Source organism: Trichlorobacter lovleyi (genome assembly GCF_015239775.1).
Classification (GTDB): Bacteria; Desulfobacterota; Desulfuromonadia; order Geobacterales; family Pseudopelobacteraceae; genus Trichlorobacter; species Trichlorobacter lovleyi_B.
The window spans coordinates 1,143,579-1,165,577 of record NZ_CP058409.1; the positions used below are offsets into that span (position 1 = coordinate 1,143,579).

A 21,999-nucleotide genomic window follows, 5' to 3' on the forward strand; every position below is an offset into this window, starting at 1 on the left:
CTGCATGGCGATGAACTACCCTCGCACCGCTTCACAGGGGCTACCGGCCAGCAGCGCCTTGAGTTCACCCACCAGAAAGAGTGAGCCGGCAGCCACGATCAGATCACCGGGGCCGGCTGCTGCCTGCGCCGCCTCAAGACCGGCTGCAACCGAGTCTGCGGCTGTGGCCGGGGTGCCTGCCGCCCTGCAGCTGGCAGCCAGCTCGGTGGCCGGAAGAGCGCGTTCCTGCGCGGGGCTGACCGTTATAACCTGCTGAACCTGCTGCAGCAATGGTTGCAATACGCCCTGCAGGTCCTTGTCCTCCATCATCCCCAACAACAGGATGACCCTGCGCTCACCAAGCTCCTGCAACGCCGTTGCCAGGGCCTGCGCACCTGCCGGGTTGTGGGCGCCATCCAACAGCAGTTCGGGACCGTCTGCCAATGTGAGCCGTTCAAGGCGGCCCGGCCAGCGTGCCGTGGCCAGACCGTCCTGCATGGCCTGCCCGGAAATGGGAAAACCGAGCGTTGCCAGCTGCTCTGCTGCGGCCAGGGCAAGGGCGGCGTTGCCGGTCTGGTAGCTGCCGTGGAGGCTGGGGTGCAGATCGGACAGACTGCCGGAGCGGCTGGTGAAGGTCAGGCCGGTGTCAGCCCCGTTGCGGGTTGCATCGAAGTCCCGGCCTGCCAGCAGGAGCCGGTTGTTGTTTCTCCGGCAGTACTCCTCAATCACCGCCAGCACATCCGGCGGTTGTGCTGCAGAGATAACCGGGCTACCCGGTCTGGCAATGGCAACCTTCTCCGCTGCAATGGACTGCAGGTCGCTGCCCAGCCACTGACAATGATCAAGGGCAATCGGGCTGATGACCGTGGCTATGCCCGCTACCGCAGCAGTGGCATCACTGCGCCCTCCCATGCCGGCTTCCAGTACGGCCAGCTGGACCGTGTTCCTGGCAAACCAGTGGCAGGCCAGGGCGGTGGTCAGTTCAAAGAACGTGTCATCCGGGCCGGCCTGTTCAAGCAGGTCCTGGATGAGCCGCTCCAGTTGTGCAGGTGCGCAATCAACCCCGTTAACCCGAAATCGTTCCGTGTAGCTGACAAGATGGGGAGAGGTAAACAGGCCGGTGCGATAACCGGCCTGTTCAATGATGGCAGCTAGAAATGCGGCGGTGGAGCCTTTGCCGTTGGTGCCGACAACATGAATGGCGGCAAAGGAGCGTTCCGGGTGACCGTGGCGCTCCAGCAGGGCCGTGATCCGTTCAAGTCCCGGCTTGATGTTGAAACGTCGCCGGCCAAAAAGCCGGGAAAGCTGCTGTGAAGCGGGCACGCCTACTGCTTGGTGAGCATGGCCAGGATCTGGCCCAGGGTGCTGCGCATCTCAAGCCGTGAGACAATCATGTCAACCATACCGTGGTCAAGCAGGTACTCGGAACGCTGGAATCCGGCCGGCAGCTTCTGGCGGATGGTCTGTTCAATGACCCGCGGTCCGGCAAAGCCGATTAATGCCTTGGGCTCGGCAATGTTCAGGTCACCCAGCATGGCAAAGCTGGCGGTGACGCCGCCGGTGGTGGGATCGGTCAGGATCGAGATAAACGGCAGGCCGGCGGCCTTCAGCTTGGCCAGGGCGGCAGAGGTCTTGGCCATCTGCATCAGTGACAGGATTGACTCCTGCATCCGGGCCCCGCCGGAGGCGGAGATCACGATCACCGGTTGCTTCTTTTCAAGGCCGCGCTCGATTGATCGGGTGATTTTTTCCCCCACCACGCTGCCCATACTGCCGCCCATAAAGGCAAAGTCAAAGATGGCAACCTGGGTGGCAATACCTTCAATGCTGCCTTCAACACAGATCACGGCATCGCGGGAACCGCCCTTGGCAACCGTGGCATTGATCCGTTCCTGATAGCTCTTGGTGTCTTTGAAGTTCAGGAAGTCGATCGAGGTCATTTCTGCGTCGAATTCCTGCCAGCTGCCGTTGTCCAGCAACGCCTGCAGCCGCTTGCGGGTGGCGATTCTGAAGTGGTGTCCGCATTTGGGGCAGACCTGCAGGTTGTCCTCAATCTCTTTGGTGAGCAGGGATTCGCTGCAGCCCGGACACTTTGTCCAGAGTCCTTCCGGCACCTTGACATGCTTGGTGCTGCTTTTTTCTATCCCTGTCTTGTCACGCTTGAACCAGCTCATGGAATATCCTCTCGGAAAAAAATCTTACGGCGTAATGGCACGTTTTAAAGATCTGATCAATCCGGTTACTTCGTTCTGCAACTGCTCGCCCCGGTGCTGTTCAAACAGTTTGACAATGGCGCTGCCGACCACGACGCCGTCGGCGGCGGCTGCCACCTGGGCTGCCTGCTCCGGGGTGGAGATACCGAAACCGGCCACAACCGGGAGCTTGATGGTACTGCGTACCGTCTGCAGCTCATGCTCAAGGCTGGTGGAGACGGATTGCCGGGCACCGGTAACTCCGGTCACTGTAACGTAATAGAGAAAACCGCTGCCACAGCGGCTGACCTGCGTGACCCGGGTTGCATCCGAGGTGGGGGTCAGCAGGAAGATGATCTCAAGTCCGGCTGCCCTGGCTGCCGGCAGCAGTTCGCCGGCCTCTTCTGGCGGCAGATCCACCAGCAACAGGCCGTCAACACCAGCCTGCACGGCATCCTGGGCAAAACGCTGCCAGCCATAGGAGTAGATCGGGTTGCTGTAGCCCATCAGCACAATCGGTGCCGAAACCTGTTCTCTGACCTGGCTGACCATCGCCAGGACCGCCTCAAGGGTGACACCCTGCGCCAGAGCCCGCTCCGAGGCCCGCTGAATGGTGGGGCCGTCAGCCATCGGGTCGGAAAACGGGATGCCGAGTTCAATGATGTCGGCACCGGCCTCTGCCATGCGCGGCAGCAGGGCTGCGGTGGTGGCCAGATCGGGGTCCCCGGCGGTGATAAAGGTGACCAGGGCCTTGCCGCCCTGCTTGTGCAGTTGTGTGAAACGGTTATGGATACGACTTTTCATATCTTGAATCCTGACATCTCTTTTTCAAGCTGATCTATCTGATGGGAAAGTCCGGTAACGGCACTGTTCATGACCTGCGCAGCCTGGGAGGTGGTGGCAGATGACTGGCGGATGTTTTCAACCATCCGGTCAATGGAACGGCTGTGTACGGTCTGGGCGCCGCAGGCCTCCCGGATACGGTCGATCATGACGGTGATATCTTCAGTAGCCTTGGCAATCAGGGCGCTGGTCTTGCTCTGCTCTCTGGTGGAACCACGGACCTGTCCGGTCATCTCCCGCATCCGCTCCACCGCAACGGTGATCAGGTCACTGCCCCGGCTATGCTCCCGGGCAGAGTTGGCCATCTGTTCCACCATCTCTTCAACCTGCTCCATGGCAACCCGGATGCTCTGGCTGCCCTTGGCCTGCTCCACCGTGGCACGGGCAATGGCATCAATCTGCAGACCGGCCTGACGGACACCGGCCACAATCTTTTCAAGGGCGGCGCCGGAACGTTCAGACAGCTCTTCACCGGCACCGATGGCCAGTTCAGCCTGATTGATGGCCGCCACAGCGCGACCGGTGTCCTCCTGGACGCCGGTGATGACCTGGGCAATTTCACGGGTTGAGGTCGAGGTGCGCTCGGCCAGTTCCTTGATCTCATCCGCCACCACGGCAAACCCTTTGCCGTGCTCACCGGCCTGGGCTGCGATGATGGCGGCATTCAGGGCCAGCAGGTTGGTCTGCTCGGCCACTTCGTCTATCACCGACAGGATCGCCCCGATATCATGGGCACGCAGGGAGAGATGTTCCACCACCTCGGCCGTAATCCGGGAGGCCCGCCGGATCTCCTGCATGCCGACAATCGTCTCCTGTACCGATTTCAGTCCGTTTGCAGCATCGGTCTTGACGGTTTCCGAGATGATCGCCGTATCCATGGCATTTTTCTCCACCTGGCGGATGGTGGCATCCATCTCGGCAACCGAGGAGGCGGTGGTGGTTGAGGCATCCAGCAGGCTGGTGATGTTATTGCCGATCCCTTTGATGGAGGTCGCCATCTGGATCACGGAGGAGCTGACTTCATCCACCGATTCGCCCAGCTTGTCGGTGTTCAGTGCGACTTCCTCAATACTGGCAGCCATCTGCAGGATCGAGGAGGAGGTCTCGGTGGTCGAGCAGGAGAGTTGATCAACCCCGTCGGAGATCTCATGTACCGAACCGTTGATCAGTTCAACCGTGCGGGAGGTCTCGCTGATGGCATCTTCCTGCAGCCGGGTTGCCCCCACGACCTGGCGGGCCGCTGTCTCGATGTTGCGGTCGATCGCGGTCAGCTCGCCGGTTGAGGCATTCAGGCGGATGATGATGTTGTGCAGGTTCTCGGCCATGGTGTTCATGGCAGCAGCCAGATCACCCACCTCGCCGCAGGCCTTGATGGTCAGCCGGTTTTCCAGCGAGCCGCCTGCCACCTGCTTGGCAAAATCAACACAACGTTTGATCGGGCGGGTGACCGACTCGGTAATAAAGGTGGAAAGTACGGTGATCAGGGTGATCAGGATAAAGATGACGGCAGCCGTCGTAATGGTCTTGCTGCGGGTGATGGCCGTGATCTGCTTTTCCGTCTGGTAGACATCACGGCGCAGGTTGTCAACCATCAGGGCCACCGTGGAGGTGAAGGAGCTGAAGCGTTGCTCCTGAATGCCGCTCAGCAGTGCGTTGGCACGTACCATGTCATTACGCTGAACCGAGGGAATGATCTCTTCCAGCAGGGTCTTCTTATAGTCGTTCCAGATCGCTTCGGCCTTGATAATGGCTTCACGCTTCTGTTGTGACTCGATCAGGCCCTGGACGTCATCGTACTTGAAGTCGATGTCGTCAGTGTGGTCCTTGATCTTCGCCAGCAGAGCCTGGGCATCGTTGCGGTCACGCTCGGCCATGAAGGCCAGCACCTCACCGTTTAACTGATAGATGTCAGACTTGAGCAGGGCGATCTTTTCAAGGGCGTCCTTGCTGTTGCGAATGGTTTTGTAGTTGCTGCCGTTGATCCTGACCTCATTCAACAGCATCACTCCCAGTACCACAACAACCAGGATGGCGGTAAAGGAGACCATCGACAGCAGAAACATCCTGGTGCGTAGTTTCAGGCCGGAGCAGGTTGTACCGGGGTTGCTTCCTTCCACGCTGAACAGTTCCTTTCGAGGTGCAGGTGCCTTAAAAAGCCGTGGAACTATACCAGAGCTGAGCAGATCAGGGCAAGCGAAAAGGGGGCGGTCAGGGGGGCTGAAAAGACCATTCTAGGTGGTGCATGAATGCATCGGGACGGTACTTTTCAGGGATGGTGAACCGGCTCTGACGGTCAAACGGGAGAGCTGATTTGCGGGCACCGTGTGGGCTGCTGCAGCCGCACCTCCGGAGAGGTGGCAGCTGCAGCACAACCGGTTAGCGCACCAGCAGGGACAGGAACTGGGCGAGGCCTTTTACTGGATGCTGCTATCCTTCTCGTTCAATGCGACCTTTTCTCTGGTCTGGTCCAGCTCTTCAATCAGTGCCTGCCGGATGGTTCGGAGTTTTTTCAGATAGGCATCGGCCTGGGGGCCTACACCGCAGTAAAACTTTTTGGCACGGTCCATGTTGCCATCAGCAACTTCCAGCTTGCTTAGCAGGGTGCGCACCGCTGCCTCGGCACATTTTTCGTCATTACGCATCTCTTCCGGCGTGTAACCGTGACTGCGGGCCTGTTTGGGCATGAGCTGCCAGACGCCGATGGCCCCTTTGTTTGATGTTGCCTTGGAGGAGAGCTGATGTCCGCCGGTCTCGGCCAGAGCGATTTCAGCCAGATCAAGAGGGGAAAAGGGGGTCCCCAGGGTTTTGAAATAACAGAGAGCTGCCAGGTTGCGGGCACGCTCCGGCGTGGTCTGGCGGGCAAAGGCCAGTTCAATCACCGGCACCTGGCGTTTGCGCTCATCCAGAGAGATCCCCTTCTCCATGACATTGCGGATCTCTTTTTCCAGAGAGGTCTCGTTCAGGTCACGGTCAAGGGAGGCATGCGAGGCCGCCGGTTGCGGCCCCTTGCTGCAGGCCATGAAGAGTACCGGAGTCCAGAGCAGGAGTAATCCAATGCTCATGTAGCTGATTTTCTTGATGGTAGTTTGTTTTTTCATAGATTTTAGGGGGAAGGCTGGGCGGATGGCGCCGGACAGGCAACCAGGGCCGGAAGTGATGGGAGATATGTCCGGCAAACTCCTTTCATACTGAAATTACCGGTAAAATTTTCTTACCGGGCTGCAAAACGACAAAAGTCCCGCTGGTAGACGCGAGACTTAAGCTGAACCCTCAGGTTTAATTGTAGTCGTCTTCTATCAAAACTTATGCGGCATGTCAACGAAAAAGAGATAAAATCTAGTGTATACGGTATGTTATAGTGTGGCCAGGTCTTTCAGGGTAATGCCTGCCAGGATGCTGCGCACCTGCTGCTGTACCTGACGCCAGACGGGATGAACGGTGCAGGAAGCGTCCCGTTCACACTCACCCGGTTTCAGGACGCAACGGTTCGGCAGGATCGGCCCTTCGACCGCCTCAACCACCTGCAGCAGCGTAATGCTTTCCGGGGGACCGGCCAGCAGGAACCCGCCGCCGGTACCGCGGAACGATTTTACAATACCGGTTTTGCTGAACTGTTGAAATATTTTTGCCAGAAAGGTCTGGGGGACATCCACGGCCACAGCGATTTCACTGAGGAGTGAAATCTTGTTGGGAGGCTGACTTGCCAGATAAATGATGCCACGTATTGCGTAATCACCCTTACGGGTCAGTTCCATCATAGGGGACTCCTAAAAGGACTTTGATGATCCCTTTATACCGTGGTGGCAAAAGACTTGTCAAGTCCTGTTGCCTTCCCGGCATGATCCCCGCTGTTCCTGTGTCGTGGAGACAGCATAACGCCCGTCCCCACATATGACGGCATGCAGACCCGGCTTTTGAGATGGGGCGTTGTCGTAACCGCTATGCGGCCTCCGGCTCGGCGGTTTGATTCTCCTTTTTCTTGCCGAAGAACAGTGCTACCCAGACACTGACCTCGTACATCAGGTAGAGCGGGATCATGATCACAAACATGGTTACCAGGTCTGAGTGGAAGGCGGCCACAATCGAACTGGCCAGCAGGGCGTATTTACGCTTGGGGGCCAGAAACTGGTAGGAGACAATGCCGAAACGTGAAAGCAGCAGGGTGATAATCGGCAGCTCTGCAATCAGACCGAACAGCAGGATCAGGCGCAGACAGAAATCGACATAAGCTGACAGTGACAGCCAGCTGCGCAGTCCCTCGGTTTCGTAGGAGAGTGAGAAGTTGATGATGAAAGGCCAGATAATGGTCAGAAAAAACATCGCACCGATACAGAAGGCGATGGTGGCCACGGTGATAAACGGCACCACCAGTCTGCGCTCCTTGCGGGTCAGTCCGGGGGCGATGAAGGCCCAGATCTGATGAAACACAATCGGCAGTACCAGTACGAAGCCGGCAATCACCGAGATCTTGCACTGGATAAAGAACGGCTCAAGCGGCGCCGTGTAGTTGAGGGCATGCTGCTTCTTGGGCTTGTTCAGTTCCTTTTCAAGGTTGGCACGGCCATAAATGGCCGGATAGTGTTCCTTCAGATACAGGTAGCCCTTCTGTTTGGCCGTATCCAGGTAGGTGGTACCGGTCAGCGGTTTTTCCATGAAGATCAGGATCTCGTCGGCCAGATTCCAGGCAAGGCCCATGCCGATGACCACTGCCACCACGATGATGATCAGGCGTTTGCGTAACTCGACCAGGTGTTCGATAAAGGGGAGAACTTTGGATGGTTCTTCAGACATGATTACTCCTGTAGGTGATGATCCGGCAAAGCTAGCACAGGCGTTGCAAAGGCGCAACTAACGCCGGCGATTTCCGTTGCCGGTGCCTTTCAGTACCGGGCGTTTGCCCCTGATCGGGATACGTGGATACTCCTCCGTGGCAGCCGGTTGGGCTGTGGCCACGTCTCTGCGGACAGTGCTGTGGCTTTCCAGTACAAACTCGATCCTGCGGGCCTGGGGATTGACCGCCACCACCCGTACCCGGACAGGGTCGCCGATCCGCAAGGTGCGCCCGGAACGCCGGCCGATCAGGGCGTGGGTTGGCTCATCAAAGCTGTAGAGGTCGTCCGCCAGGGTGGAGATGTGTATCAGTCCTTCCACAAAGACCTCCGACAACTCCACAAAACAGCCGAAACCGGCTACCCCGGCGATAAAACCGTCAAACTCCTGCCCGATTCTGCCCTGCATGAACTGCAGTTTTTTCAGCTCGACAATATCCCGCTCCGCCTCCATGGCCACCCTCTCGCGGGTGCTGGTATGCTCGGCGGCTTCGGAAATGGTGCTGCCGATCCGATCCAGTTCGCGCTGTCCTTTTTTGTCCAGTGTCCCGGCTTTGCGCTCCAGGGCCAACCGGAGCAGGCGGTGCACAATCAGGTCGGGGTAGCGCCGGATCGGCGAGGTGAAATGGGTGTAGCAGCTGGAGGCCAGACCGAAATGTTTCAGGTTTTCAGCCGCATAGCGGGCCTGTTTCATGCAGCGCAGCAGGCCGTAGTTAACCAGCCGTTCTTCCGGCTTGCCTTCTGCGTCGTTGATCAGGCGCTGCATGGCTGACGGCTCCACCCGATCTCCCTGCATCTCCAGGGTAAAGCCAAAGGGCAGGATAAAGTCGCGGAAGGCGGTCAGTTTGGTTGGATCAGGCGGCTCATGGACCCGGTAGATGAATGCCATCTCCTGCCCGGACACAAAGCGGGCTACGGCCTCGTTGGCAGCCAGCATGAACTCTTCGATCAGCTGGTGGGCCAGGTTGCGCTCACTCTTGATGATCGCCTCGGTCTGGCCGGTCAGGCCGAGGATGATCTCCGGTTCAGGCAGATCAAAGTCAATACTGCCCCGTTGTCTGCGCATCGCCTGCAGAATCAGGGCCAGCACTTTCATCTGCAGCAGCATCGGGGCCAGGGGACGGTCCTCTTCGAGCACTTTTTCATCGCCATCAATGATGACCTGCTTGACCTTGGTGTAGGTCAGGCGGGCGTCGCTCTTGATCACGCTGGGGTAGAAGCTGGATTCGAGCATCCGCCCCTGCCGGTCAAAGAGTATCTCGGCGGTCATGGTCAGCCGGTCCAGGTGGGGATTCAGGGAGCAGATGCCGTTTGAGAGGCGTTCCGGCAGCATCGGGATGCAGCGGTCCGGAAAGTAGACCGAAGTGCCTCGCAGGTAGGCCTCGCGGTCAAGCATACTACCAGGCTTGATGTAGTGTGAGACATCGGCGATCGAAACCCAGAGTCTGAAATTCTGGCCTTCCTGTCTGATGGAAACGGCATCGTCAAAGTCTTTGGCCGTTTCTCCGTCAATGGTCACGGTGGGCAGCTTGCGCAGGTCAACCCGATCCTTCAGATCGTTTTTGCCGACCTGGGAGGGGATTGCCAGGGCCTCTGTCAGCGTCTCCGGTTCAAAGGTGTGGGGCAGATCAAACTTGCGGATCACCGTCTGTACTTCAACATCAGGGTCGTCGGGCCAGCCCAGGATTTCAACCACTTTGCCTTCGGGTGGGCGCCCCCCGACCGGCCAGGCGGTGACTTCAATCACCACCTGCTGCCCATCAACCGCGCCATTGACCGCATTGGCCGGCACGGTAAAGAAGGTGCCGATCCGCAGTTCTTCCGGAACCACGGTTGCGCCACGCTTGCTTTGCTGCAGGCGTCCCACAATCCGGCTGTTGGCCCGTTCCAGTATGGCAACCACCCGGCCTTCCAGCTTGCCGCGCTGGGAGCGGCTCTTCTCGGCCCTGACCGATACCTTGTCACCATGCAGGGCGTTATTGATGTTCTTGCCCGGGATAAAGATGTCCTCGCCGCCGCTCTCAGGCTTGACAAAGCCGTACCCATCGCGGTGAATCGAGATGCTGCCCTGCACGGTGCCGCTGTTGTCGGCTCCCGGCAGGGTGTAACGGTTGCCCCGCAGGCGCAGGATCTCGCCACTGCGTACCAGGTCATCCACAATCTGCTTGAGCTCATTTTTGATATGGCGGCCGCCAAAGGCGCGCAGCAGTGAGGCAAAGTGCAGTGCCTCGGGTTCTTCAGCCAGCAGGTTCAGTATCTCTTTTTTGTGCAGGAGCATCGCAGAAACCATTTCCTTTAGGGTGAATCTATGGTTGATTGAACAGGAAAAGGGGTTAGCTGTATGAGCTAACCCCTTTGATATTGGAGGCGACTTCTGGTCTTTGATTGAATGTTGTAATTGTCTAATATCATTATATTGTTCCTTGTTTATTGTTGTTTTGTTTGAGTAGTTACCCCAAAAGTTACCCCGTTTGTTGGTTCGTTTCTGGGGCCCCGTTCACTTTTTAGGCTGTCTATCAACCCGCTCTAAAACCCAACTTTTGAGATAAGTTTGGATTGGGGCAACAGAAGAGGGGGCAGCCATTGATGACCAACCCCTCTCTTGCTGTGTGATTCTAGCGGCCTTGCTTGTCGATCCAGTCATGTATGTCTGACTTGCGCCAGACAGTGGTCTTACCACCCAGGCAAATTGAGGCTGGAAATCTGCCGCTCCGTACCCCTTTCCACCATGTTGACTTTTTCACCGGGATCAGCGGTTTGATACCCCGCTGCTCGTCACCGAGAATATCCCACACACGATAAAACCCTTCACGCTTTACAACGCCTGAACCACCAATGCTGCCTGCTGCCATACCCACCTCGGGTCGCGTTTCGGGCAGATGTTTTTTGTTTCAACAGCTCGCACGCTGTCGCACACCCAGCCCGTTAGCCCCTCTGTTGCGGCATTTATAATTATACCATGGTCATCGTCTCTCCATCAAGCATTGTGCTGTTTTGATAGTTTTGTTGCGTGTCGTTGATTGATGATTCGTTGCATGCGCAACTTGTCGTGTGCTCGCTGTGTCAGAGAGTCGGGTGACACAGCGAGCACACATCAGCTGGCCTTCAACGCATTTTTACGCAACGGAGGACTCGCACGAATGATGAATGACATCAAAGCAGAGCTGGCATCGATACGCCAGCAGAGGAAGATGGCACGACGGCGACGATATTATCGCTCGCGCCTTAACAAATACCGGGCGGAAATTACCACGCTACGCTGGTCCGGAGCCACGTTGGCCGAGATTGCCATCTGGCTTCGTCGGCGACGCTGCACGGTCGCCACATCTACCATCTCGCGCTATCTGGCGCGGTTGCCGGAGGTTGACGGCCATGACTAGTTTTCGAACCAGTCGAAGCCAAGCCCGCCATGCTGTGAAAGCCCTGTCAGGCATTGGCAAAGCTCGTCATGGCAGCAAAGAGGTTGGGCGGGTTCATTCGTTAGGCACCGCTCGCAACTATGAGCAAGCCCTGTCAGGGCTTGCCGCCTGGTTGAATGTCAGCCGCTTGGGTAGTCTGCGTGACTTGGATCGCAACAAGGCACTGCGCTATCTAGACGAGCGTTCTGAGTCGGTCCGACAACCGACCCTGGATCAAGACCGACAGGCGATCCAGGCAGCCCTCGGAGAGCAGTTGCCGCGTGTCAAGAGTGAGCTATCCACAGCTTTGTCTGGACGTGCCTACACTCAAGATCAGTTGACAGCCATTGCGGCTGCTCAGGCCGAGCGTCATGCCGTCGCCACCGAAGTCGCTGCTGCATGCGGCCTGCGGGCTCATGAGCTGTTAACCATCCGTCGAATAGAAGAGCAGAAACCGAGCAACCATCGTTCCTGGCGGACTGACCTATACGCTAACCGTGAAGGCAAATTTTACGTGGTGACTGGCAAAGGTGGCTTATGCCGTGCCGTACTCATTCCTGCCGACCTGGCTGACCGTCTAGAGGCTAGGCGGTTTGAGCAGGCGCGGGTTATAACAGATCGTGGTATCAAATATGATGTCAGATACGACATCGGTGGTGGACAAGCATGGTCGGCGTCGTTTTCGGCTGCTAGCAAACGTGCGTTGGGGTGGTCAACCGGTGCTCACGGATGCCGTCATAGCTACGCCCAGGCTCGCATGGATGAGTTACAGTCATCAGGCTATCGTTATTTGGAGGCATTGCTTGTTGTATCGCAGGAAATGGGGCATTTCCGGCCGAGTATTACTGAGGTATATCTGCGTTGATATTATTTTGTTGACGGTGTGTGTTGCTGTGATATCGAGAGGCATACTATTTATTTGCGCTGGATTGAATGCCAGCCTCGTTGTCGCACAACGGAAAAAAACGATCAGAAAGGAGGAGGCAGTTTCGTAGTGTTACATGATTGACCGCGCGAACAGTGTCGGCGGTGCTCCTGGCCGAGCAGAACAGATGCGAATCGGGGGAGAAGTGCCAGCCCCGCATGGTTATAAACGCCATGGTGGAATCTAACGAGCAACATAACAATCATTTGATCTCTTCTGTTATCACTGCCATTACCGTGATAACAAGCAGAGTGCATGACACATAGCCAAGAACAAGATACCCGTCAGATCTGTCAAACCTTACTCATTACCTTGTCATCGGTCACGCCTTCATGAATACCTCCTCACGGCGGTTTGGGACCTGTCAATCCCTTCAAGAGCGGTTTTTAAAAGTGTTAACTATTTTTTTAAGTTAGTTATAAAGAGTTTATTGTTATGTTAATACGCGCGTATAGGTAATTAAATATCAAATAATAACATTGTGTTGTTATAATATTTTAGAATATATAACATATTTATCGGAATGAATAACATTTAATGATGGGCATTCAGTTTGCAGGAAGACCGTATGAAAAATAAATCTAGTTCCGTCTTGAGACTTGATATAGCCACGATGAAGTACCCTTTCTTTTCGGTTACTGGCGGCGAAGAGAAACGCCAATATCAAGATGAAAAACGAGATGTGTCGCTCGTTATCAGCGCCCCCACGGACTGCGGCGCGCCCTCTGTCATGGATCGTGATGTTCTGACCTACTGCCAGACGCGACTCCGGCAACTTTATGGCCCTAAAGACTTGGAAGTGTTTGATGAATTTCCTGCTATCGAGTTTTCGTTTCGTAAATTCTGCGCCACAACAGGCAGGCAGCCAGGTGGAACGTCCATGGCATATCTTGAACGTGCCCTGATTCGACTCAACAAAAGCCTGATAACCACCAAAAACATCTGTGTTAACAAAAATGAGCTTGCTCAAGAGCCAACACCCTTTATAGATTTTTTTGAGATCACCAAGGGCGAGGACAGAAAACGCGGACGTGGCAACGATGTGATAATCAAGGTCAGGCCATCTCGCTGGGTCCACAAGGCGTTAATTCGTGATTACCTACTGGTTGACCCAGACTTCTATAACATCAAGTCTCCGATGGCACGTCGACTGTTTGAGGTCGGGCGAGCGTTTGTTGGAGATAGACCCGGAAATTTTGTGTTTGATCTTGATGGGCTTAGTCTTTTGCTCGGCTTAAAGTCACCTCGCAACAAAATGCTGTCAATGATCAAGCAGCATATACCGCAACTCGCCAGGCTTGACCTGCGACTTGACCTCAAGCGAGATGGTGTTGTTTATTCCCGGATTCAATCAGAGCCGGAAGAACTCCCACCTGTACCGCCAGAGCTTGAAGAGGATTATCTGAATCCAATGAACCCACAAGAAGAGGCAGAGCAACTGCTGAAAGAGCTGACTCTTGCCAAGACATCATGTAATGACCAAGAAAATATAGGGTACGACGAGGAGCTTGCAAGGACGGTTTTTGGCGAGCCATAGGCCGCTGAAGCGATTTTGAGTCAAACCAACCAGCTTGAATTAAAAAGAGTAACATCCTTGTCAGCGCAAGCTATTGATGATATGGATATGAAAAAACTATAATAAATCTAATTACATTTATTCCTTGCCAATCTTCCAGCCGTCGTCATACCTGTGAAAAATAACTTTATAAAATTTATTTAAACTTGAAGATTTATTATATTCTCCAAAACACTTGCCCATGTTGTTCCAATATATGTTTTTCTTGTATTCAACCAATCTAGTATTATTGTCGATTATTTTTACACTCTGTATATCAACGTCTTGTGTGCCAAGAGTAAATGTGTATTTGTTGTCTTTATGAGGTGATATAAACTCATGTCCAGCTTTTAGAATATCGAGTTTAGTGAAATATGTATCAGAAAAATGGACAAAGCCATCACTTGTTTCTATACTGAATATGTTGTCAGTAAACTTATTTGATTTTAATAGTGTTGCATATTTGTTTAATTTGATACATCTATAAAAATCATTGTAGTTAAAATTTGACACTTCGTTCATGGTAATGAATGAATCTGTATTGCCATCATATATAATCTCAATATTTTTGTTTTCAATTTGTTTTTTTGCCTGATATCTCCAAAAAAATCTATCACATGAAGTGATAAATATAGTTGCTAATAAAACAAATGAAATCATAATTGATTTACTGAGCATAGTTCGTCTCCTATAACTCAGCATTTGGTGGGCAAAATCCAAAATAACTTATACGCATGGCTTTTCTATTTTTGTCATCTAATATACTCAAGCACATTGTATGGACATACTTTAAAAGTAAAAACTCAATTGTAATTATTTTCAATGAAATCGAAAACATCTTTCCCTATATTTTCCATCATATCCTGCGAATACGACAGAGAATCTTTAAACCACAAAGAACCTGTATTGGTGTCAGAAAATGTTCCTAATACATTTCCGGTTTCAACATCCACAAGTTTTCCAGAGTAGGACAGATAAGTTTTAACTGATTTTGGAGCCATAAAACCTAATGCCCATTTGGCTGCTCCATGCCCTCCATTAAATTCATCAATCTTTCCCTCTAATCGTACTGCGTTTTTCTGGGGTTCTTGGTTGTTGATCAGAATGCTTTTGAATTTTGTATGCTCCTTGACTTTTGAAACGATAGTGTCCGTAATGTTTTTGACCATTTGCGGAAGTAGTGGCTTGAATTTGCTCATTTCGTCTTCGTCAAGCAGGTTGATTGTCATGCTTTTCGTGTCGAAGTCATTGATTATAATTGTAGTAAATGCTGAAAGTTTTTTGTCAGATTTGTACGAATCTTCCATTGCAAAGGCGCTAACCGCACCCAAAAGCATTAAAGTAAGTAAAATAATTTTTTTCACAGCCCCTCCAAATTGATAAAATACAAAATTTATATTTTTTGCCAACATTGTCTGACTTCATTTTTTAAACATGCATCTGATATGCCATAGAAAATCAAAAAATCAAGCCGGTGAATTGGCTTACACCACGCTCACAGAACGCCGAGTTGGTCATCGACGTACTGCTTGCGTATTATTAAGCGTCACCGCTGTTCTGGCTATCATGCCACAAAACAGACAGGATCCCGGAAAGCCGAGACCCTGTCTATATTGTTGTGCTCCCCTGACCGGGAGTTGGAGCCTGTCAAGCAGGCTAGCGCGTCATTGACACGTTGAACAGTCTGACAATATTTTGTCAGCAATAAAATAATCTGACTTATTTGTGATCCGGTAGACAATACCAAAAATAATGGATTATACAATCCCAAGCAAAGGAGCAATTGCCGCAACTGCTCGAGTATCTGCAAGTGCTGCGTGGGTATTATGTAGTTTCTTGCCAAAAAGTTGCCAGTAAAGTTTGCCCAGCCTGATACGACGTTGCATCGTGCAGCACCATCTTTGTGGTGGCTCAAGCCCCAGACGCTCGCATTCTGCTTTAACAAACTGCTGATCAAATGATGCGTTGTGGGCAACCACCGGAACACCAACAATCAACTCCAGCACCTGCGGCCACACCACTTCTGGACCAGGAGCTTCGGCCACGTCATCTGGATAGATACCGTTAACACTGCTTGCCCCTGTATTCCAACAACAACCCGGACCAGGGTTTATTCTTGAGTGGTATTCTTTTGTCACCACACCATCTTCTACCAACACCACAGCCACTTCAACAACCCGGTTGCCATGTGCTGGCGACAACCCGGTTGTTTCGGTATCCAGGGCCGCCCAGCGACCAAGCTTGCCACCCACCTTTGGCCAGTTCAATTCATGTTTCATTCATCCTCCCTGATAAGTATAAATCTTCAGTTACCAGGAGCAGATTTCGTGCCGTCCACACACAGACTACAATCATTGAGACCTTCTAGTTTCCAGCGGGTCTAACGCCAGAAATCGCGCCCAGAGACTACACCCGCAACGCTCATGCCTAAGCTATTGCCGAGGCAGCACGGCTACGGGTTGAACTGCGCGACGCCTGGCTCAACCCGGCTGAACTGGTGTGCCGAGAACCAGAGGTCGTATCGGGCTATCCCGATAGCACTCTGCCGGGCAACGAAGCGACCATTATCGAGCTAAAGCGTTTCGTTCTCACCAGCCTGTATAGCGTTCGCCTGGTTCGGTTTGACAACGCTCACGCCACTCTTGACGCGTCGGTTGCGGCGGCCTGCGGTTGGTCTGCTGGCCTTGCCGACGGCGATATCTTGGCGGTCAACCACGAGCGCGCCAGCGCTTGACTTCTTGCTGGCCGCATTCAGGTGCATCTGTTTGAGTCTGTCCAAATAGTCTGCCCATAGCTGCATCATCTCCCGGCGTTCCGGTAAAAACGATGTCCGGTCATAGGCTGTACCGTTTGGGGCCTTGGTTAGGTGGTCAAGCTGGAGCTCGATGAATTTTTCCGGCACATGATGTTCCTGGTCAAGCATGGTCCTGGCAGAGGCGCGGAAACCATGCACGGTTTGACGGTCACGATAACCCATGTCAGCCAATGCAGCGGTGCCGGTTGCGTCACTGATCGGTCGCTCGTCAGTGTTGCCGCGCTTGCGCTCGCCAGGGAACAGCAGGCTGTTACGCTTGCCCCTAGTTACTGGCCGCAATTCCTCCAACAGCGCCACTGCTTGATCTGCCAAGGGCACGATATGAGGCTCTCCTGATTTCATACGCGCGGCTGGAATAGTCCAGGTGCGGCTTTCGAGGTCGAACTCATTCCAGCGCGCCAGACGAAGCTCGGTGGGGCGTTGGAAAAAGAGGACCGCCAGTCTGAGATACATCCGCACCACAAACGAACCACCATAGCAGTCGCAGGCCCGCAGCAGGCCGCCAAGCTGCAAAGGCTCAATGATTGCGGTAAAATTTTTACGTTTTGGACGTTTTTTAAGCACTTCTACGAGGTCGGCAGCGGGGTTGGATAGGTCTGGATAGCCTTCCTTAATACGGCCATAGGCGAATACACGGTAGATGTCGCGAGCGATTCGATGCTGGATGTCAGGCGAGAGCGGGTCGAGGATAGCGGAGATGCGTCCGGGGGTGATCGTGTCGAACAGCTCGTGGCCGATCCGCTTGAGCACATGACGCTCCAGGCGATTTTCAACCTGTGTGGCATAAGAGGAAGACCAGTCGCGGCCTTCGCCTGGAGTGCCTGGTTTGTGGTGGCTGATCCAGTTTGTGGCGACATCCCGGAAGGTTTTGGCTTGGGTTGCAGTCACCTTTTTGCTTTTACGGAGTGCTGATGGGTCGGCGCCAGCCGCGACCAGTTTGCGGCAGTCGTTGCGCTCTTCGCGAGCCTTGGCGAGTGTCACTTCGGGGTAGGTGCCCAGCGAAATCTGCTTCTCCTTGCCCTGGTAGCGGTATTTGAAGCGCCACCATTTCTGGCCCTTCTTGGTCACCAGTAGGAACAAGCCGTCGGTGTCGAACATCTTCCGGTCTTTTTCGCCTGCCTTTGCTGCGTCGATTGCTGCTGCCGTCAGTGACATACTGGCCTCCCAGAATGTTGGGGTAACTATCTGAAAGGTAGTATAACAATTGGGGTAACTGGATGTAAAGTACCCCCAGTTGCCCCTGGATGTGGGTGGATTTGGTTGGAATAAAATGGAGTAAGAAAAGTTAAAGGCCCTTGAATTTCAAGGGCCTTCTGGAGTGAACCGGATTCATCCGGAATGTTTTTTGGAGGCGACGAGCGGATTTGAACCGCTGAATAAAGGTTTTGCAGACCTCTGCCTTACCACTTGGCTACGTCGCCGATTCAACTTTGAAGAATTGACCTTATACCTAATATCCCGAGTGGCTGTCAAGGTTATTTGAATTTAATCGCTACACCTGCAGCCCGGTACTCTGTCGCAGGAAAGGCGGGGAACATGACAATCGTTATTTGACGGCTGTCGATTTCGGGCAGGATCAGGGCGTCTGCCCCCATCTTCCGGGCCTCTTCGCGCAGTGCCGTGAGGCCCCATTCCTGCAGGCTGGGGCTGAGGCTGTAATCGCTGAAATAGACCTCGCGGATGATCTGGATCCTGCCCATTTTTTCGTACGGGCGCAGGAGTTCATCCTGGGCCAGCACTGGTGGCAGATCCTGATTGGATGGTCCGGTTGTGGGGATGGCTGAGCAACCGGTGAACAGTGCCAGCAGGAGTATCATACTACAGGTTCGCAGAAAGCTGACGGTTATCATGCCCCGGTTCCTCCGTTGTCTGGATTGCTGGTTGAGAGTAGCAGGATGCTTGCGGACTGTCCAGTACACAGCAGCAGCATTTTCACTCTGGACAGCCAGTAGCCCCCATGTTAAAAAAACAGGTTCTGTCATGGTGCAGAAACTGATTACAGGGTGAAGGAGTAGGGACATGTCGGGCCATAATAAATGGAGTACCATCAAGCACAAAAAAGGGGCCGCTGATGCCAAGCGCGGCAAGATCTTTACCAAGATTATCAAGGAAATCTCCGTTGCCGCCAAGCTCGGCGGCGGCGACCCGGCTGCAAACCCTCGCCTGAGAACGGCTATTGATAAGGCCAAGGGCGAAAATATGCCCAAGGATAATATTGAGCGTGCCATTAAAAAAGGTACCGGCGGTATGGAAGGGGTTGTCTACGAAGAGATCGTCTACGAGGGATACGGTCCCGGCGGTGTGGCGGTGCTGGTTGAGGTCATGACCGATAACCGTAACCGTACGGTCTCTGAAGTACGCAGCATCTTTACCAAGTGTAACGGTAACATGGGGGAAGCCGGCTGCGTGGCCTGGATGTTTGATAAGAAAGGTGTGATCAGCTACGACACCTCGCTGGATTTTGATCAGCTGTTCGAGGCGGCTCTTGAGGCCGGTGCCGAGGATGTGGTTGAAGAAGATGAACAGATAGAGGTGTACACGGAGCCGTCCAGTTTCATTGAGGTGCGCGATGCGCTTGAGGCAAAAGGCTTCAAGTTCCAGAGTGCCGAGATCACCATGATCCCCCAGACTCAGGTGGCCCTTGAGGGCAAGCAGGCAGAAAGCATGTTGAAGATGATGGACCGGCTTGAAGATTGCGATGATGTCCAGAATGTGTATGCAAACTTTGATATCTCGGCGGATGAGATGGAAAAGATGATGTAACCGGAAGGGGGCCACAGGCCCCCTTTTTTGCAGGGAGGCGGGGATGGAAAAGGCAACCTTTGCAGCAGGCTGTTTCTGGGGTGTAGAAGAGGCGTTTTACGATGAACCGGGTGTTGTTGCCACCAGGGTAGGTTATACCGGCGGCACGCTTGAGAATCCGACCTACCAGCAGGTATGCAGCGGTACCAGCGGCCATGCCGAGGCGGTTGAGGTGAGTTTCGATCCTGCCAGGATCAGTTATGAGCGGCTACTGAAGATCTTCTGGCAGGCCCATGATCCAACGCAACTGGACCGTCAGGGGCCGGATGTCGGTAGTCAGTATCGTTCAGCCATTTTCTACCACACTGATGAGCAACGAATCCAGGCTGAGACCTCCCGTGAGGCGGTTGATCATTCCGGACGCTATCAGCGTTCAGTGGTCACCGAGGTTGTACCGGCAGGCACCTTTTGGCAGGCTGAAGAGTATCACCAGCAGTATCACCGGAAAAACGGCGGAGGCTGCGGTTTTTAGTGCGCGTTCTCGGCATTGACCCAGGCTCACGCATCACCGGGTACGGTTTGGTTGAACAGCACGGCAGCCGCCTTGTGCATCTTGACAACGGGGCCGTCTTTACCGATAAGGCCAGGGATTTTCCTGACCGTCTGCGTCTGATCTTTGAAGGGCTGAGCAGGGTCATTGCAGAATACAGACCCGATGCGGTGGCGGTTGAGGATGTCTATGTCTCTGAAAACGTCCGTGCGGCCCTGAAGCTGGGACAGGCCCGGGGCGCTGCCATTGCTGCAGCGGTTCATGCCGGGCTGCCGGTTTTTGAGTACACGGCCTCCCAGGTGAAACAGGCGGTGGTGGGGCAGGGCAGGGCAGGCAAGGAACAGGTCCAGAAGATGGTCAAGGCGCTGCTGGGACTACCGGAGGTGGCCCAGGCCGATGCCTCCGATGCCGTTGCCGTAGCGATCTGCCATATCAATTCATATCAGCTGCGGCAACAGGCCGGCCCTGCCGTGCTGACATCCCGTCGCAGCAGTTCCTGGAGGAATTACCGGCCATGATTGCACTCTTAACCGGTCAGATTGCCCACAAGTCACCGGACCATGTCATCCTTGATGTTCACGGGGTCGGCTACCGGGTCATGATCCCTTTCTCCACCTATTATGAGCTGCCTGAAGAGGGGCAGGCCACCCTGCATATCCATACCAGTGTGCGGGAGGATGCCATCCTGCTCTACGGTTTTCGTACCCGTACGGAAAAGTCTTTTTTCCAGTTGCTGATCTCGGTATCCGGTATCGGTCCCAAGCTGGCGCGGGACATCCTTTCCAACATCCAGCCACCTCAGCTGGCTGCTGCCCTGCAACAGGGTGATCTGCACAAACTGTCCGCCATTCCCGGCATCGGCAAGAAGACTGCTGAACGCCTGGTGCTTGAGTTGAAGGACAAGGCAGGCAAACTGGATAGCGGCAGCATCCCGGCGGGTGACGCGGTAGGGCGGACACTGCCTGAAGGTAGTATCCTGGATGATGTGTCTTCAGCACTGGTAAATTTGGGCTACAAGGATCCGCAGGTCAGGAAGGTGCTGGCCGAGCTTGATTGTGCAGGATCGGCCTCTGTTGAAGAGGTTCTGAAACAGGCGTTGAAGATTCTGATGAAATAGTTCCCGGTTTCATTTCAAGGCACAATCTGCTGTGGTTCCTCCCCGGCTGCCCGGCGTACCGCTACAGTATTCCGGTGTTGCCGAATTCCTTGCGATTCTGCTATCTGACTGAACCGGAATCAAAATAAAACGGAGAGGCATACCTGCCTCTCCGTTTTTGTGTGTAATACTGACTGCAGCCGGTGCCTGCTACTCCAGCAGCATTGCGTTGACCCGGGCCCTGACCTTCATTCCTTCCTTGACGGAAGCGCCGCCTTTTTCAAAATAGCGGCCTGAGATACTGCCATCCTCAATCTGCAGTTCCCCCAGGCTGGCAAGCACCTGATTGTTGTCATCAACCACCTCAATGGCCTGCTGCTTCATGGGTACCTTGCGCAGTTTTGAGGTGTTGATCTGCACGTAGGCGATCCTGCCGTTAATCCGGCTGATACTGCCCATCTCGTAACTCGGGTTGAAGCCCATGCCCAGACGGTCTGCAGCGGCCCTGAAGCCGACGGTGACGGCACGTTTGAAGAACTCCTGCTTCTTCTCGGCCACCATGACCTCACGTTTGGGGAGCTTGCTGTCCAGCTTGCGGTCGTCGCTGTATGACTTTACCAGTTCAATCTGTCCCTTGGCATTCATCAGCTTGACATCAAGCCTGACCCGGGCCTTGAAGGTGACCAGCTTGCGGGTCGGGTCCATGTTCATGGGAGACTCAAAGGAGCTGAGGCTCTCAATCCGTGGCTCAATGATGTAGGTCTCCTGGTCGGAGGCGTTCATCAATACCTTGGTGAAACGTTTGGTGTTGGCCAGTTGGGCCTGGATGTCGTTCATCAGCTCATCGGTCATCTCCGGCGGGAGTTGACGGGCAAACTTTGAACCAAGGTCCTGCTTCAGGCCGATGGCATCCAGGTTGACCGGTTCCAGCGCCTGGGTGGTTACCTGTTGCGCCTCAGTAACATAGACGGTCTGGGGTGCCGTTGCACAACCAAAGGCAAGCAGGCTGAGCAGACTGAAGCCGGCATAACGAAGATAGCGATTCATGGCATACTCCTTAGTTATAAAAGACTCC

22 protein-coding genes and 1 tRNA gene are annotated in these 21,999 nt (G+C 54.2%); 7 read left to right on the top strand and 16 right to left on the bottom strand.

The features are described from left to right. Positions 1-15: 15 nt before the first annotated feature. The 9 genes from FY034_RS05210 to FY034_RS05250 form a co-directional block, all read right to left on the bottom strand. Positions 16-1,302, bottom strand: coding sequence for a bifunctional folylpolyglutamate synthase/dihydrofolate synthase (locus FY034_RS05210; RefSeq protein WP_265554284.1), 1,287 nt, complete (start codon positions 1,300-1,302; stop codon positions 16-18). 2 nt (positions 1,303-1,304) lie between these two features. Further along, positions 1,305-2,153 (bottom strand): acetyl-CoA carboxylase, carboxyltransferase subunit beta, encoded by an 849-nt coding sequence (gene accD / locus FY034_RS05215; RefSeq protein ID WP_012469307.1) that lies wholly within the window; start codon positions 2,151-2,153, stop codon positions 1,305-1,307. A 24-nt stretch (positions 2,154-2,177) separates the two neighbouring features. Beyond that, positions 2,178-2,975, bottom strand: a complete 798-nt coding sequence (trpA, locus tag FY034_RS05220) for a tryptophan synthase subunit alpha (protein ID WP_265554285.1) — start codon at positions 2,973-2,975, stop codon at positions 2,178-2,180. Continuing rightward, positions 2,972-5,131 (bottom strand): methyl-accepting chemotaxis protein, encoded by a 2,160-nt coding sequence (locus tag FY034_RS05225; RefSeq protein ID WP_265554286.1) that lies wholly within the window; start codon positions 5,129-5,131, stop codon positions 2,972-2,974. The genes trpA and FY034_RS05225 overlap by 4 nt, the downstream gene beginning before the upstream one ends. 297 nt (positions 5,132-5,428) lie before the next feature. Beyond that, positions 5,429-6,076 carry a transglycosylase SLT domain-containing protein gene (locus tag FY034_RS05230; RefSeq protein ID WP_265554288.1) on the bottom strand — a complete coding sequence of 216 codons (648 nt, stop codon included), beginning with the start codon at positions 6,074-6,076 and terminating at the stop codon, positions 5,429-5,431. 291 nt (positions 6,077-6,367) lie between these two features. Next, positions 6,368-6,772 carry an RrF2 family transcriptional regulator gene (locus FY034_RS05235; RefSeq protein ID WP_012469311.1) on the bottom strand — a complete coding sequence of 135 codons (405 nt, stop codon included), beginning with the start codon at positions 6,770-6,772 and terminating at the stop codon, positions 6,368-6,370. A 181-nt stretch (positions 6,773-6,953) separates the two neighbouring features. After that, positions 6,954-7,805: a twin-arginine translocase subunit TatC gene (gene tatC, locus FY034_RS05240; RefSeq protein ID WP_265554293.1), complete on the bottom strand. Its 852-nt coding sequence runs from the start codon at positions 7,803-7,805 to the stop codon at positions 6,954-6,956. Positions 7,806-7,862: 57 nt separating this feature from the next. After that, positions 7,863-10,121: a ribonuclease R gene (rnr, locus tag FY034_RS05245; RefSeq protein ID WP_265554295.1), complete on the bottom strand. Its 2,259-nt coding sequence runs from the start codon at positions 10,119-10,121 to the stop codon at positions 7,863-7,865. A 337-nt stretch (positions 10,122-10,458) separates the two neighbouring features. After that, complete coding sequence (locus FY034_RS05250; RefSeq protein ID WP_265554298.1) at positions 10,459-10,695, bottom strand: helix-turn-helix transcriptional regulator; 237 nt, start codon at positions 10,693-10,695, stop codon at positions 10,459-10,461. 288 nt (positions 10,696-10,983) lie between these two features. Between FY034_RS05250 and FY034_RS05255 the strand changes: the two genes are divergently transcribed. The 3 genes from FY034_RS05255 to FY034_RS05265 all read left to right on the top strand — a co-directional run bounded on the left by FY034_RS05255 (position 10,984) and on the right by FY034_RS05265 (position 13,703). Further along, positions 10,984-11,223 (top strand): hypothetical protein, encoded by a 240-nt coding sequence (locus tag FY034_RS05255; protein ID WP_265554299.1) that lies wholly within the window; start codon positions 10,984-10,986, stop codon positions 11,221-11,223. Beyond that, positions 11,216-12,106 (top strand): site-specific integrase, encoded by an 891-nt coding sequence (locus FY034_RS05260; protein ID WP_265554301.1) that lies wholly within the window; start codon positions 11,216-11,218, stop codon positions 12,104-12,106. The genes FY034_RS05255 and FY034_RS05260 overlap by 8 nt, the downstream gene beginning before the upstream one ends. A gap of 628 nt (positions 12,107-12,734) precedes the next feature. Then, positions 12,735-13,703: a replication initiator protein A gene (locus tag FY034_RS05265; protein WP_265554302.1), complete on the top strand. Its 969-nt coding sequence runs from the start codon at positions 12,735-12,737 to the stop codon at positions 13,701-13,703. Positions 13,704-13,820: 117 nt separating this feature from the next. On the opposite strand, the gene FY034_RS05270 is transcribed toward FY034_RS05265, so the two are convergent. The 6 genes from FY034_RS05270 to FY034_RS05295 all read right to left on the bottom strand — a co-directional run bounded on the left by FY034_RS05270 (position 13,821) and on the right by FY034_RS05295 (position 18,386). Beyond that, on the bottom strand, positions 13,821-14,399 hold the full coding sequence (locus tag FY034_RS05270) for a hypothetical protein (protein ID WP_265554303.1): 579 nt from the start codon (positions 14,397-14,399) through the stop codon (positions 13,821-13,823). Between the two features lie 125 nt (positions 14,400-14,524). Further along, positions 14,525-15,085, bottom strand: a complete 561-nt coding sequence (locus tag FY034_RS05275) for a DUF4410 domain-containing protein (RefSeq protein WP_265554304.1) — start codon at positions 15,083-15,085, stop codon at positions 14,525-14,527. A gap of 393 nt (positions 15,086-15,478) precedes the next feature. Continuing rightward, entirely contained in the window at positions 15,479-16,000 is a 522-nt protein-coding gene (locus tag FY034_RS05280) for a 3'-5' exonuclease (RefSeq protein WP_265554305.1), read from the bottom strand. A gap of 293 nt (positions 16,001-16,293) precedes the next feature. Further along, on the bottom strand, positions 16,294-17,691 hold the full coding sequence (locus FY034_RS05285) for a tyrosine-type recombinase/integrase (protein ID WP_265554306.1): 1,398 nt from the start codon (positions 17,689-17,691) through the stop codon (positions 16,294-16,296). 191 nt (positions 17,692-17,882) lie between these two features. Continuing rightward, positions 17,883-17,957: transfer RNA gene (locus tag FY034_RS05290), tRNA-Cys, on the bottom strand. A 54-nt stretch (positions 17,958-18,011) separates the two neighbouring features. Beyond that, a complete protein-coding gene (locus FY034_RS05295) occupies positions 18,012-18,386 on the bottom strand; it encodes a hypothetical protein (protein ID WP_265554307.1) in 375 nt (124 codons plus the stop codon). 169 nt (positions 18,387-18,555) lie between these two features. Between FY034_RS05295 and FY034_RS05300 the strand changes: the two genes are divergently transcribed. From FY034_RS05300 to ruvA, 4 genes are read left to right on the top strand one after another with little or no spacing between them, the layout of a single operon-like run. Further along, positions 18,556-19,299 (top strand): YebC/PmpR family DNA-binding transcriptional regulator, encoded by a 744-nt coding sequence (locus FY034_RS05300; RefSeq protein ID WP_012469315.1) that lies wholly within the window; start codon positions 18,556-18,558, stop codon positions 19,297-19,299. A gap of 43 nt (positions 19,300-19,342) precedes the next feature. Further along, on the top strand, positions 19,343-19,810 hold the full coding sequence (gene msrA / locus FY034_RS05305; RefSeq protein ID WP_265554308.1) for a peptide-methionine (S)-S-oxide reductase MsrA: 468 nt from the start codon (positions 19,343-19,345) through the stop codon (positions 19,808-19,810). Further along, a complete protein-coding gene (ruvC, locus tag FY034_RS05310; protein WP_265554309.1) occupies positions 19,810-20,346 on the top strand; it encodes a crossover junction endodeoxyribonuclease RuvC in 537 nt (178 codons plus the stop codon). The genes msrA and ruvC overlap by 1 nt, the downstream gene beginning before the upstream one ends. Next, a complete protein-coding gene (gene ruvA / locus FY034_RS05315) occupies positions 20,343-20,945 on the top strand; it encodes a Holliday junction branch migration protein RuvA (protein ID WP_265554310.1) in 603 nt (200 codons plus the stop codon). The genes ruvC and ruvA overlap by 4 nt, the downstream gene beginning before the upstream one ends. A 189-nt stretch (positions 20,946-21,134) precedes the next feature. Here ruvA and FY034_RS05320 read toward each other — a convergent pair whose 3' ends face one another. Continuing rightward, positions 21,135-21,971 carry a hypothetical protein gene (locus FY034_RS05320; protein ID WP_265554311.1) on the bottom strand — a complete coding sequence of 279 codons (837 nt, stop codon included), beginning with the start codon at positions 21,969-21,971 and terminating at the stop codon, positions 21,135-21,137. Between the last annotated feature and the right edge of the window lie 28 nt (positions 21,972-21,999).